The organism is bacterium (genome assembly GCA_020444325.1).
Classification (GTDB): Bacteria; Bacteroidota; Ignavibacteria; order SZUA-365; family SZUA-365; genus BM516.
Genome location: JAHLLD010000023.1, coordinates 1 through 17,090, shown reverse-complemented (window position 1 = coordinate 17,090; position 17,090 = coordinate 1). Strand labels below are relative to the sequence as shown.

Below are 17,090 nucleotides of genomic sequence, written 5' to 3'. Positions count from 1 at the left end.
ATTTGAAATCTGCAATTTGAAATCTGCAATTTGAAATCTGCAATTTGAAATCTGCCAATCTGCAATCTATCCACCTACTGCGGTGGTTTTGAGTTTGCCGCCCATCCAGTTGCGGGCGAGGAAGAGGACGACAGGTGTGATCATGGCGACGAGGCCGTAGATAAGCCAGAGCATTTCGGTGTTCTGGTGTCCTTCGGCTGGGACGTACTGGGAGAGCATGTAGCCCGAATAGAGGCTGGTGACAACCTTGGTCAGAAACCAGGGGAACTGTGCGATACCCATGTACTGCCCTGTCTTGCCCTCTGGCGCCATCTCGGCGGCGAGCTGCAGAAAACGGGGCTGCCACATGGCTTCACCGACGGACATCAGGATGATGTATGCGAAAAGCAGAACGACATTCGGACCGATGGCGAGGAAGAACGTCGGCAGTGCCATGACCAACGTACCGATGATCATCATCTTATAGACATCCACCTTGCTGGTCAGCGCTGCCGCGATGGGTGTGAGCACGAAAATCAGCAGGGGATTGAGATTGACAAAAAATTCCATGTTGTTGCTGACAAAACCGGGGAAGGCGCGGTCGACGTATTGCGGAAGGGTAAGCCACTGATGTGCGAACAGGGTCTGCACCGGGATCAGGATGAAAATGAAGAAGCTGAATTTCACATCGCGCAGCGGATGCTCGCGAATCCACGTGCGGAGGTTGAATGGCTTCTTTTCCTTCACGACCTCTTCTTCAGAACCCGTGTTCTCGAGCCGTGCGGCGCGCAGGGCCCGTTCCACGGTTTTTTTCGAGAGGATGAAGATGATGAGAATGGTGCTCACGGCAGTGAGTGCAGTGTAGACCCAGAAGATGCCCGTGATGCCGAAGGTGTTACGAACGGGAGGGGAAAGGAGTCCGGGAAGAAAGCCGCCAAGATTCATGAGTGCGTAGAGCGCAGCATACCCCATGGCAGCGGTTTTCTTCGTGGTGAACTGTCGCACACCGGTATACGCGGCCGGCTGATACATTCCGTAGCCCAGGACGACGAGGAGGAGCCCGGCAACGGATGACAGGAACACGGGTGACCACATGCCCGCACCGCCGAATATTCCAGCTCCGGAGAGCAGTATGCGGCCGAAGAACATCAGCAGCAATGACAGTGCGAGCGTGATACGCACGCCCCAGCGGTCTGCCAGCTCACCGAAAAAGAACATTGCGAGCGTGATCCCGCCCGTGAAGGCGCCGACTATCCAGCCCGCCTGAACGTCGGAGAGCCCGACATTCTCATTGAAATAAATCGCGAGCAGGGCGATAATGCCGAAATAGCACATCCCTTCGAGAAGGTAGGTGATATTGATGCCCCACAGAGCGCGGGGTGCACGTGCGATGTGGATGAATGGATCAATGAGTTCGCGAAGGATGCCGGCTTTTACTTCTGCCTTTTCTTCCTGCATGAACAACCCTGAGTACAGTTGGGGGGAATGAGGCTTTGCGCGCTGTAGTACACAGCAACATGGCAATATACGGAATCGCGCTTTGCATTGCATTTTACCTGCGGAGATTCTATCATCGGACAGAACCAAAATCAGAAGGAGCACTGTATGAAACTGTATTCCCTGTTGACTGTTCTCATCGCCTTCACTCTTCTCACTGCGTGTTCAGACGACGATCCCAGTCTGCGCGTGCGCAATGATCTCGATGTCAAGGTCAACGTACAACTCAAGCCGGATGCGGGAAACACCATTAATATGAATGACATAGCCGGTGGGAGTGAAAGCGGCTTCATGACCGTGCAGGATGGGTGGTGGACGGCGACCGCCTCGGTACAATCGTCAAATGCGGAACCCGAAGCGCGTTTCGAGGTGAAGAACAACATGAATTACACCGTAGTAATCGTCAATACCGATCCGCCTGAAATGCAGATATTATCAGAAGAGCAATGACATTGCTCTTTTGCAGTCGAAGGGCATGCGTTGCATGTCCTTTTTTTTACGTGGAGGAAAGCGATTCAGGTAAGGGGGAGCCAGTAGGTGAGTTTGACGGCGATGAAATTCGCACCCGGGGTATCGAATGACTGGAACAGGTCGACCGGCGAGATGATGTTCCCTTTACGATCGTAGTTGTAGCGGTCCTGCTGCCAGACAAAGAAGAGCGTGCTTCCGCGCATCCACTCCCATCGAAGCACTATGTTACTGCGGAAGGAGAGCACGTTGAAATCCGGATCGGGAAACGCGAAGCTTCCGCGTGCATCCGTCACCGTGTATAAACCAATGGTCTCGTCCTTCTGGATGCTGCTGCCTTCGCTGCCGTACACATCGAGGTCCGCGCTGCGGGCGGCCGGCAGTTCACCGAAGCTGAGATACTTGCCGGATGCGGCGAAAGGTTCGGCGTACACTTCGAGTGTGAGGTCCGGGGTGAAGGCGTAGTTGATGCGGAAGCGCGCGTATAGGGTTGCACGGTCGATGGTGGAAAAGACATAGCGCGATCCGTAGGTAGCGGCGGGACCATTGTCGAAAATGCCCACGAACTGCCGGGTGCTGACGCTGCGGTTGTATCCCGGTGTGACAGTCATTTCCAGTCGGCCGCTCGTACGCAGTCCGATCCATCCCCCGATGTCATATCCCCACGAATCGAACTCATCGAAGAAGTACGATGCGTATCCCTGCCAGCGGAAATCATCGGCAAAGTTGTTGTTGAGACTGAAGCCGACATTCCAACCCGCGCCGGTTTCCATCAGCGGTCCACCCCGTGTCAGGTAGTCGCTCAGCGCGCGGAGGCCGTAATCGAAATACAGCGCGGCATTCCAGAAATTCTTGAGTGTGGCTTCAGCACTGAGACCAAGATTGGTGTACTGGTTTATCCCGCCGAAATTCCATCCCCGCGATCCGGTGAACACGAACCTGTAATTATGCAGCAGGGCACTCGGCATGTTCTCGCGATAGGTCACTTCCATCCAGCTGTCGATATCGTCGGCTGCCTGCAGACGTCCCACATCATTGATCTCGAAGCCGGGGGATTCGGCACTGCCGCCGAGTTCCCACAGCCAGTGCTCACCACTGTTCTTTTCCACACTGAGCCCGAGCGAGTATCCCGACAGCGAGGTCGCGGTATCGAGGGAGATATGATCTGCGTCCGGGCGCTGGAAATAATGCGCGCTGCTTTGCTGTACGCGCAGCATTGCCGCTTCGGACCCGCGCAGATGGCTGAACCCCGCATGTCCCCCGATCTCGAATCCGCCATGATCGAAGCGGAGTTTCCAGTCGGCGCCGCCTGTCACGGCCTGGCGGGCGAGGAGCGCTTCAGCGGCGGGGGAGGTCAGGTCGCGTTCGACCCCGGTGAGAGCAATGCCGACCGTGGATGCGTCGGGACCGAACTCCTGCTGCAGACGCACGACGCCGAAACCGGAGAGGGGATCGACCTCCTCGCTGCCATAGCGTCCCGTAGAAGGATCATAGGTCTCAACAAACTCGCGCTCGGTCACCGCGGTCAGGGCGCCGAAGGAGAGACCATTCGCCAGTCGGCCGCTGATTTTCCCGGCCCCGAGGATGGTGGAATTTGTCGGCGTTTCGTGATACTGCGCACGGGGAGTGAGATGCGCGGGGGCACCGATACGCCTGGAATAGAAATAATCGGGTCCTTCACCGCGCAGGAGCTGATTTCCCTCGATGAAGAACGGACGCCGCTCGCTGTAATAGGTTTCGTAGGCGGAAAGATTGACATCCGCCGGATCGGCTTCCACCTGACCGAAATCGGGATTGATGGTTGCATCGAGCGTAAGATTGGGACCGAGCCCCATCTTCACATCCATACCCGTTGCGGCATGCCACATCGTTGATTTGTCGTAGGGGTTGCCCGGTACTTCAGCGCGCCGGAGTGTGAGGTCCGCCACAGCATAGGGCGTCAATTCGATGCGGGAACTGGGGGTAATACCCCGGATACCTTCGAGCGTACCAAAGCGTGAGGACCAGCCGCTGACATTTTTCGGCACCAGCACCCAGTAATCGTCCTCATTGCGCGAAGGGACATAGCGGTTCATGTTCAGTCCCCAGATCTGTACATCCCGCTCATTGAAGCGCAGCTGTGAGAACGGAATGCGCAATTCCGCCGTCCATGCCTTCTCCCCGCGCTGCACACGAGCTTCCCACACCGGGTCATACGAATAGTCGCGGCTGAACTCATCGTCCTCCGCGTGATAGTACTCGAAGCGCACTCCGTCCGCCGTGACGCCATAGGTGTAGGCCGTGCGGCGATCACGGTAGGTATCGAGGGAGATAATGATGCGTGCAGAGTTCCCGGTGTTGTCGCGGCGGCTGAGGGTGGACTGTATTTCTGCGGGATCGTCGACATACATGATGGCGCCGATGTACAGTGCGCGGTCGTCGTAGCAGAACATGACCTCGGTGCGCAGTGTGGCAGGCTTCCCCTCGACGGGTTCACGCTGATGGAAGCCACTGGTGCGTGGTGCGCTGCGCCAGCAATCCTCATCCAGTTTCCCGTCAATGAGCGGATCGGTCCCTTTTATCTCGTAGGCCGAAACGGACCTGTCGCTGCCCGGGGCTGCAGACTGCGCGCGCAACGACGCCGGCGACAGTAACAGCACTCCCGCCATGAGGCTCTTAAAAGTGAATGTGATGAGGGAATTACGCAGCATACATACTCACGAACTTGCGCAGCCATCCCCTTTTGGACATAGAGTGATTTTCATTACACCAGGAACGAAGAAGAGGGTATCCTCATGAATGCTTTGCTGAAATATAAGTGATTGCCACCCGTATTCCATGTAACGGAGGAAAAATTTCACTGATGGGATGGGTTGCTCACGACGTGCGGATTCACTAACATATTCCCACAGCTGTGCAACGCGGATATTGTTGATGAGAGAACAAACACAATCGCGAGACACATCCTGCCTCGTTGTGGGTGCGGGCATTGCCGGACTGATGGCGGCACGGGAACTGCAGCGCCAGGGTGTGCATGTCATCGCCGTCGATAAGGGAAGAGGCGTCGGGGGACGCATGGCAACGCGGCGTTTCGAAGGCGGCGTCTTTGATCATGGGACGCAGTACTTCGCTCCTTCGAGCGCCTGGTTTCAGGCGCGCATTGCGGAATGGCTCGACGACGGCATCGCGCGGGAGTGGTTCCGCGTTCGATCATATGAGATGGATCCGCGCTTCCTTTCCTCCGCACGCTATTGCGGGCATCCCGCGATGACCTCAATCCCCAAACATATTGCAGAGGGAATGGACGTGCGTACCGCAACACGCATCGTGCGCCTGCAGCAGCACGCCGACCACTGGGCAGCCGAGTCGGAAGACGGCGCGTCCATCACCGCCGAGAGCTGCATCCTCACTCCGCCGGTTCCGCAGGTGATGGATCTGCTCGACGCCTCGCAGCTGCAGGTCGAGGCAGAGACGCGCTCCTTGCTCGAACAGCTTACGTATGAGCCTTGTATCGCCGTACTCGCCATCTGTGAAGATGCGCCGGATCTCCCTGAGAACGGGGTGCTGGAATTTGAGCGTGGCAATCTTCGTCGCATAATGGACAACAGCCGCAAGGGAATTTCGGGTGATGTTCATGCCATGACCATTCATGCCTCCGGTTCCTTCAGCGCCGAGCATCTCGATGACGACGACGAATCGGTCGCGCGGCGTATCCTTGACGAGGCGCAGCTGATCCTGCGGGTTGGCATCCGCGCATACCAGCTGCATCGCTGGCGCTACAGCCAGGTGCTGGCGCCGCATCCAAAGCCTGCGCTGCAACTGTTTTCCGATCCCCCACTTGCGATTGCCGGGGATGCGTTCGGTCTCAACGGCGTGGAAGGAGCTGCGCGCTCCGGGATGGAAGCCGCGCGACTCATCATGCGTCAGCTTGCCTGAGGTACCCATGCCAGACAGTTCGAAAATCGATGCCGTGATGTACATCCTTCAGCTTCTGTGCACGTTTTCCATGACCGGTATCATCTGGTTTGTGCAGATCGTGCATTATCCACTGATGCGCAAGGTCGGCAAGGGCCGCTTCTCGCGCTATCTCGAGACGCATCTGGTACTGACCATCTTCGTCGTCGCGCCGGTGATGCTGCTTGAAGGTGTCAGCGTGATCTACGGGCTGCTGCGTCCGAATCCCTGGCTGCAGGGTGATGCACTGACGCTCGGCGCGGGGTTGCTGCTGCTCATCTGGCTCATCAGTGTTTTTGTGCATTTTCCGCAGAATCGCCGGCTGGCGAAAGAATTTGAGGCACGCGCCTACAGGCGTCTGCTTTTCGGCAACTGGATACGGGTCTATGCATGGAGTTTCCGATCCATTGTCTTACTATTCAGTCTCCTCCGCGTATTTGCCGCGGAATAAGCATTCACGCACTTTCCACCGTACCACGCACTTTCCACCGTACCACGCACTTTCCACCGTACAAGGGACGATATACCATGAGCAAGCCCATTACCGAATTTCTCGAACACCACTATCGTCACTTCAACGCCGCGGCCATGATGGATGCAGCACAGGGGTATAAGAAGCTGCTTGACAGCGGCGGCGGCATGTTCATGACGCTTGCCGGTGCGATGAGTACCGCCGAACTCGGACTGTCCCTTGCCGAGATGATCCGGCAGGACAAAGTCCACGCCATCACCTGCACCGGGGCGAATCTGGAAGAGGACATTTTCAATCTCGTCGCGCATGACTATTACGAGCGTGTACCGCATTACCGCGATCTGACGCCGCAGATGGAAGAGGAACTGCTATCAAAGCACATGAACCGGGTCACGGACACCTGTATTCCCGAAGAGGAGGCGATGCGCCGCATCGAGTTCAAGGTTCTCGACCTCTGGCAGGAAATGGACGCGAAAGGGGAGTCGCTGTTTCCCCATGAATTCATGTACCGGCTTATTCGCGAGGGTCGGCTTACCGAGCATTACATGATCGACCCGAAAGACAGCTGGCTGGTGGCGGCTGCCGAGAAGGATCTCCCCATTTTCGTCCCGGGCTGGGAAGACAGCACGCTGGGGAATATCTACGCCGGCCACTGCATCACCGGAGACGTGAAGAATGTGCATACCGTACGCAGCGGCATCGAATACATGATGCAGCTGGCGGAATGGTACACCGCCTTCACCGCGGAGCGTCCCCTCGGTTTCTTCCAGATCGGCGGCGGCATTGCCGGTGATTTCCCGATTTGCGTCGTGCCCATGCTGCACCAGGACCTGCGTCGCACCAATGTTCCGCTCTGGGCATATTTCTGCCAGATCAGCGACAGCACGACCAGTTACGGCTCCTATTCCGGTGCGGTACCGAATGAAAAAATCACCTGGGGAAAGCTCGGTACCGATACGCCGAAATACATTATTGAAAGCGATGCGACCATTGTCGCACCCCTGATTTTTGCCTGGTTGCTCGGTTGGTAGCGGGCAAATCTGTCTTGTTTCCTACCGGGAATTCGAGTACATTTGTCTTTATTCCCGTACCGCTCAATGAGACGGGAACATGCACCTGAAGTGATGAATAATAAAGCACCTATGGCCCCCGCCGCTGTAACCCGCCCCAAACGTCAAATCTTTTCATCCCGGCGCGCCCGAGCGGCCGGGACTATCATGATAACACCGTAAGCAATAATAATTCAGGAGTGTCTGGTATGGCTAAAATCCGCGGTGACGTCAAAATCGATATAGAGAAATGCAAGGGATGCGAACTCTGTGTCGTCGCCTGTCCGCAGGATGCACTCACACTTTCAAACGAAATCAACAAACAGGGATATCACTACGCAGTACTGGTCGAAGATGTGTGTAATGGCTGCAAGAGCTGCTCGCTGGTCTGTCCGGATGCCGTCATCACGGTATACCGCGAAGATCGTTCTGGCAAGAAGACGCCGGTCGCCGAGTTGCGTAATGTAACCGGTGATCTGACCATTCAGGTCGGTGTCGAAGATCAGGCCAACTGACAGCGTCCCGTCTCTTACAACCGAAGTTTTCCGAATTTGAGCATATCCGACCAAAGGAGTTTACCGTATGGGTGAATTACGACTCATGAAAGGGAACGAAGCGCTGGCTGAAGCAGCGATTCGTGCCGGAATGGATGCCTATTTCGGGTATCCGATTACCCCGCAATCCGAAGTACTCGAATATCTCACGCGCGAAGCTTACAATCGCACGGGCTGCACGATTCTGCAGGCCGAGAGCGAAGTTGCTTCCATCAACATGGTGTACGGTGCAGCCGGCGCCGGCGCGCGTGTCATGACATCGTCTTCCTCTCCCGGCATCAGCCTGATGCAGGAGGGCATTTCCTACATCGCGGGTGCGGAGCTTCCGTGTCTGCTTGTGAACATCAACCGCGGCGGTCCCGGACTCGGCACCATTCAGCCCTCGCAGGGCGATTATTTTCAGTCCGTCAAAGGTGGCGGCCATGGTGACTACCGTCTCATCGTGCTTGCACCGGCCACCGTTCAGGAAATGGCCGACTTCGTGCAGGAAGGCTGGGAGCTGGCGGACAAGTACCGCAATCCCGTTCTGATTCTTGCCGACGGTGCGTTGGGACAGATGATGGAGAAAGTCGAACTGCGTAAGCAGGTCGACCGCAATGCACATACTTCACCGGAATGGGCGACCACGGGCAAGACGAAAGACCGTGACCGCAACATCATCACCTCGCTGTTCATCAAGCCGGAAGAGATGGAGCAGGTCAATCTGCAGCTGCAGGCGAAATACCGCAAGATCGAGGAAGCGGAAACGCGTGTGCAGGAAATCAACACCGAGGATGCCGATTTCATCATCGTCGCCTACGGACTCTCCGCGCGTATCGGCCGCAAGGTCATGGAACAGCTGCGCGTGGCGGGCATCAAAGTCGGCTTGATTCGACCGATCACCCTGTGGCCGTATCCGTACGAGGCCGTTTCCCGTGCAGCGGATCATGTCAAGGGCTTCCTCTCGCTCGAGCTGAATGCGGGCCAGATGGTTGAAGACGTGCGTCTCGCCGTCAACGGCCGCTGTCCGGTCGGACATTACGGTCGCATGGGCGGCATCATTCCTTCCCCGGAAGAGGTGGTGGACGTCATCAAAACGATGTATTCGAAGTTATAAGGAGCGTGGCATAGATGGAAAACAACATGCAGGAAATCGAACATCACTACGATGAGATGAATATCATCTGCGAACGTCCCGCCGCGCTGCTCGACACGCGAATGCACTATTGTCCGGGCTGCGGACACGGCGTCGCGCATCGCATCCTCATGGAAGCGGTCGAGGAACTCGGCATCCAGGAGCAGACCATCGGTGTCGCACCCGTGGGTTGCTCGGTGTTCGCCTATCATTATATGAATGTGGACATGCAGGAAGCAGCCCATGGTCGCGCAACAGCCGTGGCAACGGGCATCAAGCGCTGCTATCCGGACAAGTACGTTTTCACGTATCAGGGTGACGGCGATCTTGCCGCCATCGGCACAGGTGAAACCGTACACACGGTCAACCGCGGAGAAAACGTGCTGATCGTGTTCATCAACAACGCCATTTACGGTATGACCGGTGGACAGATGGCGCCCACGACGCTGGTCTCGCAGAAGACCTCGACGACACCGTACGGACGCGAAGTGCCGTTCATGGGCAATCCGCTGAAAATTACCGAGCTGCTCGCGCAGCTGCCGGGTGCCTTTTACGTCACCCGTCAGGCGGTCAATACCCCCGCCAACGTACGCAAGGCCAAGAAAGCGCTGCTCAACGGATTGAAATGGCAGGCCCTGAAAAAAGGCACCTGCTTCGTGGAGATCGTCTCCAACTGTCCGACAAACTGGGGCATGAAACCTGTCGAGTCGAACAAATGGCTCGAAGAGAACATGCTGCCGTACTATCCGCTCGGTGATATGAAAGTACCGTCAAAGGAGGAGTTAGAGAATGGTTGAGGAAGTCATTTTTGCCGGATTCGGCGGCCAGGGCGTGCTGTCGATGGGACAGGTTCTCGCGTACTCCGGAATGATCGAAGAGCGCGAAGTGTGCTGGATGCCGTCATATGGTCCTGAAATGCGTGGCGGTACGGCGAACTGCATCGTCACGGTCAGTTCTGATGAAATCAGTTCACCCATCATCGGGAAATTCGATACGGTCGTGGCTCTGAACCAGCCTTCTCTCGACAAGTTCGAGGAAGCGGTCAAACCGGGCGGCACGCTGATCTATGACAGTACGAACATCATCGACCCGCCGAAGCGCAGCGATATCGATATCGTACCGATTCCCGCAAGCGAGGAAGCCGTCAAGCTCAAGAATACAAAGATCATGAACATGATCGTGCTGGGCGCGTTTCTCGCCAAGCGTGAGACCGTAAAAATCGAGACCGTGCTCAAGGCGCTCAAGCAGGTGCTGCCCGAGCGGCATCATCACCTGATTCCTCTCAACGAGCAGGCACTGCAGCGTGGACAGGAACTTGCCACAGCTTCCGTTCCTGTCGCCTGACCGCTGCCGGTTTTTCGGATAATTCGTTTCCATGCCATGCGCTCCCGTACGAATGTGCGGGAGCGTATTGCCTTTGACCGTGTGTTCGGCAGGACCGGCGGGGGAGCAGGGCGGCAAGGATATTTCATTGCGCGGGAACTTTCTACGTGGTATTCTGTGTAAATCGTACAGTTACAAAGCGGTAACTTGACGCCCTTTCATGTGTTTACCCGGTATGAAATCTTCAATAATTTTTCCAGTACTGCTTTTCTTTTCCAGCTTCGCCGCCCAGGCGCAGCTGCGTTTTGACGCACTGGAAAAGGATTTCGGCGATTTGCGTCCCCTCGAGACGCGGAACATGGAATTCCGGGTATACAATGATGGTGCTACCACCGTGCATCTCGCCGAACCGAAGCCGTCGTGCGGCTGCACCGCCACAATTCTCGAGCATTCCGAGCTCGAACCGGGCGGAAGCACCGTCATCGGTGTGCGTTTTCACGCCTCGCCGGGTATGATGGGGCCGATGACCAAGTCCATCGCCATCAGTACGCTCGAGGAGGGGAGTCCGAAGCATGCCGCGACCCTGCGTATTCATGCGCGCGTCATCGGAGACGTCATCTATGAACCTGGCGTGCTGCGATTTTCTACGGTGATCGGCGATACGGTGCAGATGCAACTCGTATTGATATCCAACACTGATCATGATGTTCCGCTGCGGGACATTACCGCCTCGATGCTGGCATATGTCGACACGTCTGAGGGCAATACCTATCGTGTCGCGAATGTTCAGACCCGGCCGTTTACAGCGTTCCATCTCGAGAAGGAAGCTGAGGAGGTCCGCGCGGGCGATTCGACCATCGTCACTCTCACGATGATCCCCGGTGAAAAGGGGCAGATCAACGGAAGCATACGCATCCCCATTCCGAATGCCGAACTCCGTGTGCCCGTCACCGGTGTGGTGCTTCGGACCCGGGCGCCATAGCGTCAGCATGTCTGGCGTTCGAGCGTTGCTCGTAAAAGGTCGAATTGTTATTTTTCATTGATTATTCAAATCATCGGAGGTAGATAGAATGAACATCATGAAGACGCTTATGGCGGCGGTATTGCTCGTGCTTGTCGCGGCACCGTTCGCTTTCTCGCAGACGAACACACCTGCGCAGGACCAGTGCCTGAAGCTCGAAGGGACTTCGGATTATTACTTTGGCGAAATCGATCCAAATAATTCGGTAGAACACACGTTTATTTACGTGAATAACTGCGGGGAAACGATTGAAATCGAGCGCGCACGCGCCAGTTGCGGCTGCACCGCCGCCGTGCTTTCCGAAAAAGTCATTCCTCCCGGCGGCAAGGCCGAGATCCAGGTCAAGTTCACTCCTCCCCGCGGAAGCCGCGGCAAGGTGACCAAGACCGTGAGTGTGTATCTGAAGGGTGACGACAAGCCGTATTCCATCATCCGTTTTTCCGCGAAGATCAAGACGGATTTTGAAATCCATCCGCAGTACATTCAGCTGCAGAACTTCCACGTCGGCGACAAGGCCACGGGAAGCGTCGAGATCAAGAACGTATCTGAGGATGACCTCAATTTCGAAAGCATTTCCATCAACATGACTACGTATGCTGACACGGCCGGTGACGGACGCACGGTTGCCATGCCGCTTCGCGGTGCCACCGTGGAACCGACCAGCATGAAGATCAAGCCGGGTGAATCACGGCAGATCACGGTTTCCATGATTCCCGTGTTCAAGGGACAGATCAACGGTGCCGTTCGCCTGAAGACCAACAAGAATGAAGGCATCATCCAGGTCTGGGGTATTATCCGTGAGCGCGAGAAAGCCACGCTGCGTCAGACCGAGAATCAGAGCCGCGTGCTCAAAACCGACTAACGTCAGATAATCACCTATCCACGAAAGCTGGAGACCGCATGAAGAGGGTCATTCCCGAATACTCATCACTCGAGGACATCCTGCAGGACGCCATCGACAAGGAAAACGACGCCAGGCAGTTTTACACCGAGGCAGCGAATCTTGCTCAGGCTGCCGAAGTGCGCGACTTCCTTCTCGAGATGGCGGAAATGGAACGCGGCCACGCCGAAATGCTTGCCCGCAAACTCGAATCCCTCAAATCGGACAAGACCGTGATGGACGGTATTCTCTCCAGCTTTAACGACGAACCGGAACAGGATAAGGGCGAGTAAGCCTGATCTGAACCGGCGACAGAACCGGATACGCGCAGCGCATTATGTGCCTGCGCGTATTTTTTTATTCAGATTGCGATATCATTCGCTGATTCCGCTTGCTTTGCATCCGCCAATAATGTATATTACGGCCTGCCTCTCCACTTATAGTAAATACGGCGGCAATGTATCTGCCACATTGTTGCTGATGCACTGTCTCGTTGTTCGAGATTTGCCGCCGACAGCGTATTCGAATGGTCGAACTCCGAGACTGTTCGTGTCACATATATCACGACAGAGGCGTATGCATGGAAACAATGGATGTGCGCCGCTTCAGCGTTCGCGACAAGGGCACGCTGACCGCGGCAACACCCTCGTGTGATTCAGGCGAAGGGGTCGAAGGACAAAGAGCTGATCTAAACATCTCATGTGATAAACGTACCGGTGGGAACAGTCGCGAATTCATTTTTCGCTCGGGACGCATGCAGCGACTGAATTACGAGATCGCTCGCATCGCGCAGTTTGATTTCGATGTATTGCTGCTGGGCGAAACCGGGGTGGGGAAGGACCTGATTGCCGCTGAAATACACAGACGGAGTGGGCGGAGCGACAACCCGTTTCTCCCAATTCCATTGAGAAGCTTGAATCCTACCCTCCTGGAATCCGAGTTGTTCGGGCATGAGCGTGGTGCGTTCTCGGGGGCCGAAGTGGCAAAACCGGGCAAATTCGAAGTCGCGCATCACGGTACGGTGTACATTCCGGAGATCTCCAGCCTGAGCGAGGATATCCAACTGAAGCTGCTCTATTTCATGCAGTATAAAAGCTGTCTCAGAGTGGGAGAGGATCCAAGACATCGTGAGAGATGCTGCGACGTTCGGCTGATTTTCGCCAGCAACGACGATCTGGACGATCTCGTTCGTGATGGTTCATTGCGGGAGGATTTCTATTACAGGATCAAGGGGCTTTCAGTCAAGATCCCTCCACTTCGGGAACGAATAGAAGATATCGAAGTGCTTGCGAAACACTTCATTGAGAAATACGGACTCGGCGCCTCCTTCACGCTATGCGATTCAGCACTCAATGACATGATGCAATATTCATGGCCGGGCAACGTCAGGGAACTCGAGAACATGATTAAGGCGGAGATTCCCTTTGCTGAGGACGGAGTGATAGCACCAGGCTCGTTGCAGCCCTATGGAGGTTCCCACGCCGGGGCAGATGATTTGCGTCGATATGTCCAGGGCAGGAAGACGCTGCCCAGCTTTGACAGGATACTGGAGGAATTGCGCACCGTGTATTTTGCCGATGTGATGCGGCGTGCCGGACGTCATGTCCCTACTGCCGCACAGATTGCTGGCATGAGTGAGCAGGGATTCAGAAAAGCCCTGCGGAAACTTCAGGAAATATGACATGATACACTGAGCACAGAACTGCTCTCCAGGATTCATCATCCACGACTGCATGCAGAAACAACCCCGGTTTCGTTTTTCGAAACCGGGGTTGTTTCGTTTCCGGCAGGAATTGCCGATTCCAGCCCGGATTCTTCGTAGCAGATCTGGCGCACTTCTTGCAAGAAGACACCTGAACACAACCCCATGTTTTCAGGCCTGGATCAGAGCTTATGGTGGATCACTACAAACTATGTCCGCTGTGCGGACATTTCGTCCATATCCATTTCCCCGACAAATACTGTATCGCATGCGGCACGAAACTTATTGATTCGTGCACGTCATGCAATGCCCCGATCGAATCGCCGGTAGCGAGATTCTGTCCTCAGTGCGGTGGGGGATTAACCGTGATAAAAACAAGACAGAAATCGCGGGGAAGGGCAACTCGGACATGCCCGAGCTGACATCAGCTTCAGGTCGGTGTATCGAACACAGAAGAGTAATCAATACACGTTCTCAGCAAAAGCGAGGAGGAAACTGAAGCAGGCTATGAACCTGCAGAGGCACGATTATTCAATTGCAATCAAGGAGATGAAAAATGAGGAGAATCTACTTCATCGTGTGTGTATTTCTGCTGCTCGCAGGAAGCACCGCGTTGGCCGCGGAACTCGAGGTGGGCGCGGGAAAAACATATACTACTATACAGGCTGCCATCGATGCAGCCAGCGCGGGTGACATTATCAAGGTGTTCCCAGGGGCATACGACGAAACCGCGACCGGGCGGACGCCAAGCTATGCGGCAGCGTCTTACCAGTTCGGCCTCTTCATCGACAAGGATGATCTCGTCATCAAAGGTGTCGATGCAAGCGGGAATGATATCACGAGCTACGGTGCGGTTGCTGCTTCGATCAAGACGAATGCAACCAACAGTTTCGGGTATTCCGGAATCTTCGTGGATGCTGATGGTGTATCCATCATTGCGATGGAGCTCCTCGACAATTACATCCCAACCGGAGTGAGCAATAACAAGACCATCGAAGTGGTGGGGGACGACTTCACAATCAAGCACTGCATGATGAGCGTGTCTGATGGGGGTTGCGTGTATATCGGCGATGAACTGTTCGATGACGTCAACAACGTCTCCTACATTCAGCAATACCGCATCGAAGCAAATTATTTTGACAATGGCGGTTGTGTCGCCATCGTCAACGGGAGTGGATATACGGGAGCGCTTTCGGGGAAGCTAATTGTAGACAACGTATTCACCGGCGGAGGTTCGGTCGCGGATTGGTACGCGATCGGGTTCAGTGGATCCGGTGGTGTGCCCTGGTATGTGCATCCTACTGGCGGCGCAACCGTTGCAGGGAACACTTTTGAAGAACACACGGAGTATATCAAGGCACGTGGGACGGTGGACGAAGCAAGTATGGATTGGCTCTCCTGGTGGCAGAACAACAGCTTCGTCAATGGCGTGATCACACTGCAGGATGAAGCCGCATTTACTCCACGACCGTATTCGTATCCCTCCGGAACGTATACATTCATCAACGTCCGCAGAATCGCTTCCGTCATCCAGAAAGAAATTGATGTCGTCGCACAGAATGGGGACGCCATTCATGCCAAACCCGGGACGTACGATGAAAACCTGGCGTTCGATGTCGGTGTGAAACTGTTCGGAGAAGCGGGAGCGGCTGCTACGGTGCTGGACGGGCTATCGCTGATCCAGGCTTCCGGTGTGACGATTCAGAATTTCACCCTGACAAATGCGGCAGGGAATTATGCCGTGAATTCGACGTACGGCGGACTGACCATACAGGACAATATCGTCACGCAGGTGGGGAATACTGTCGGCGGGAATGTTCATGCTGTACACGTTGCGCTCGATCGCGACAACATCTCTGACGTGGTGATCAAGGATAACAGCTTCAGCCAGATCGGGAACGCCACAGGCGGCTCTACTTCGGCTATCGGGCTGACACAGCGCAGTTCTATTAATACGTTGACGAATCTGCTCGTGCAGGGGAACACCATAGCAGATATCGACGCCAATCCTGCTCTCACTGGAGGAAAAGGGGTATACGGTATCCTCCTCGGAGTTGGTGGAACGGGCGGAGGCACGATTGCGAATGCGAAAATCCTGAACAACAACATCAGCGATCTCAGTGGCAAATGGGCACACGCCATCGGACTCGAAGGTAACACGCCGAACGCGCTGGTATTGTACAATACTATTTCGCAGCTGAGTAGCTCGAATGTGGGCACCATACCCCCGACACCGCCCAATCTTACGTTCTCGGATGCTGTCGCCATCAAGCTCGAAGAAAACAGCTACGCGAACACTGTCACGATCTCTTACAATAATATCGGAGCGAACCTCGACGCGGGTATTATTAATTCCACGCCGCAGCAGGTGATGGCGGAACTGAACTGGTGGGATGATGCTGATGGACCGATAGACATCTTCGGAACGACGGAGGTCGATCTCGCAAGCTGTGGCAGCGTATCTGTCGCCGACATGCTGAACATCGCACCAGCTGCAGGACTTGGCACTATCGTGATGGGTGACGGACTTGTCGATTACTGTCCATGGCTGGGTAGCAGCGTCTCGAGTCCGAGTATCGCAATCGCCTCCTGTCCCGTACAGCTCACGGTAGCAAATCCGTCCGTTGACGTTCCATTCGTGTACTCCGACGGTCCCATTGATGCACTCTTCGGCTACTCATTGATCTTCAAATACGATCCAACAGTCGTGAGTGTGGATCTTGGTGACATCACCGAGGGGAGCCTCCTCGGAAGCTCCACACTCTTTAACAAGCAGAAACTATCAGACGAGATCATCGGTGGCGTGACCTACGAGCGTGTACGCATCGATGCATCGCGGCTCAACCAGTCGAGTGGCGGCGTCAGCGGTCCGGGAACGCTCTTCTCCGTTGAATTTGACGCCGTTGCGGACTGTGGGCAGACGGATCTTCTCATTGAGATCCTGAACGTGCGCGATCCATACAATGCACCCATTTATGGAGTGGTCGCCACTGATTGCGCGATCGACGTGGATATTCTCGCACCGACGGTGGAGAATGTGCTGATCGCGAATACGACTGTGCAGCCGATCACGGGCTCGCATGAGTATGCAAAGGATA

At 55.4% G+C, this 17,090-nt stretch carries 16 protein-coding genes; 14 read left to right on the top strand and 2 right to left on the bottom strand.

Features of this window, described 5'->3' with window-relative positions:
• Positions 1-66: 66 nt before the first annotated feature.
• The gene (locus tag KQI65_18015; protein MCB2206642.1) at positions 67-1,437 is read right to left on the bottom strand and encodes an MFS transporter; all 1,371 of its coding nucleotides are present in this window, start codon (positions 1,435-1,437) and stop codon (positions 67-69) included.
• 147 nt (positions 1,438-1,584) lie between these two features.
• On the opposite strand from KQI65_18015, the gene KQI65_18010 reads away from it, so the two are divergent.
• Positions 1,585-1,926: a hypothetical protein gene (locus KQI65_18010; protein MCB2206641.1), complete on the top strand. Its 342-nt coding sequence runs from the start codon at positions 1,585-1,587 to the stop codon at positions 1,924-1,926.
• 65 nt (positions 1,927-1,991) lie between these two features.
• On the opposite strand, the gene KQI65_18005 is transcribed toward KQI65_18010, so the two are convergent.
• Positions 1,992-4,634, bottom strand: coding sequence for a carbohydrate binding family 9 domain-containing protein (locus tag KQI65_18005; protein MCB2206640.1), 2,643 nt, complete (start codon positions 4,632-4,634; stop codon positions 1,992-1,994).
• A gap of 223 nt (positions 4,635-4,857) precedes the next feature.
• Between KQI65_18005 and KQI65_18000 the strand changes: the two genes are divergently transcribed.
• The 13 genes from KQI65_18000 to KQI65_17940 form a co-directional block, all read left to right on the top strand.
• A complete protein-coding gene (locus KQI65_18000) occupies positions 4,858-5,859 on the top strand; it encodes an FAD-dependent oxidoreductase (protein MCB2206639.1) in 1,002 nt (333 codons plus the stop codon).
• Positions 5,860-5,866: 7 nt separating this feature from the next.
• A complete protein-coding gene (locus tag KQI65_17995) occupies positions 5,867-6,328 on the top strand; it encodes a hypothetical protein (protein MCB2206638.1) in 462 nt (153 codons plus the stop codon).
• A 77-nt stretch (positions 6,329-6,405) separates the two neighbouring features.
• On the top strand, positions 6,406-7,380 hold the full coding sequence (locus tag KQI65_17990) for a deoxyhypusine synthase family protein (GenBank protein ID MCB2206637.1): 975 nt from the start codon (positions 6,406-6,408) through the stop codon (positions 7,378-7,380).
• A 227-nt stretch (positions 7,381-7,607) separates the two neighbouring features.
• A complete protein-coding gene (locus KQI65_17985) occupies positions 7,608-7,913 on the top strand; it encodes a ferredoxin family protein (GenBank protein ID MCB2206636.1) in 306 nt (101 codons plus the stop codon).
• Positions 7,914-7,980: 67 nt separating this feature from the next.
• Complete coding sequence (locus KQI65_17980; protein MCB2206635.1) at positions 7,981-9,048, top strand: 3-methyl-2-oxobutanoate dehydrogenase subunit VorB; 1,068 nt, start codon at positions 7,981-7,983, stop codon at positions 9,046-9,048.
• A gap of 26 nt (positions 9,049-9,074) precedes the next feature.
• Positions 9,075-9,863, top strand: coding sequence for a 2-oxoglutarate oxidoreductase (locus KQI65_17975; GenBank protein ID MCB2206634.1), 789 nt, complete (start codon positions 9,075-9,077; stop codon positions 9,861-9,863).
• Complete coding sequence (locus KQI65_17970; protein ID MCB2206633.1) at positions 9,856-10,410, top strand: 2-oxoacid:acceptor oxidoreductase family protein; 555 nt, start codon at positions 9,856-9,858, stop codon at positions 10,408-10,410. The genes KQI65_17975 and KQI65_17970 overlap by 8 nt, the downstream gene beginning before the upstream one ends.
• Before the next feature lie 214 nt (positions 10,411-10,624).
• A complete protein-coding gene (locus tag KQI65_17965) occupies positions 10,625-11,371 on the top strand; it encodes a DUF1573 domain-containing protein (protein ID MCB2206632.1) in 747 nt (248 codons plus the stop codon).
• A gap of 88 nt (positions 11,372-11,459) precedes the next feature.
• Positions 11,460-12,272, top strand: coding sequence for a DUF1573 domain-containing protein (locus tag KQI65_17960; protein ID MCB2206631.1), 813 nt, complete (start codon positions 11,460-11,462; stop codon positions 12,270-12,272).
• Positions 12,273-12,310: 38 nt separating this feature from the next.
• Positions 12,311-12,583, top strand: a complete 273-nt coding sequence (locus KQI65_17955; protein MCB2206630.1) for a hypothetical protein — start codon at positions 12,311-12,313, stop codon at positions 12,581-12,583.
• A 287-nt stretch (positions 12,584-12,870) separates the two neighbouring features.
• Positions 12,871-13,971 (top strand): sigma 54-interacting transcriptional regulator, encoded by a 1,101-nt coding sequence (locus tag KQI65_17950; protein MCB2206629.1) that lies wholly within the window; start codon positions 12,871-12,873, stop codon positions 13,969-13,971.
• A gap of 212 nt (positions 13,972-14,183) precedes the next feature.
• Entirely contained in the window at positions 14,184-14,414 is a 231-nt protein-coding gene (locus KQI65_17945; protein ID MCB2206628.1) for a zinc ribbon domain-containing protein, read from the top strand.
• Between the two features lie 134 nt (positions 14,415-14,548).
• Positions 14,549-17,090 (top strand): hypothetical protein (locus tag KQI65_17940; GenBank protein MCB2206627.1); only part of this gene is annotated, 2,542 nt, incomplete at its 3' end.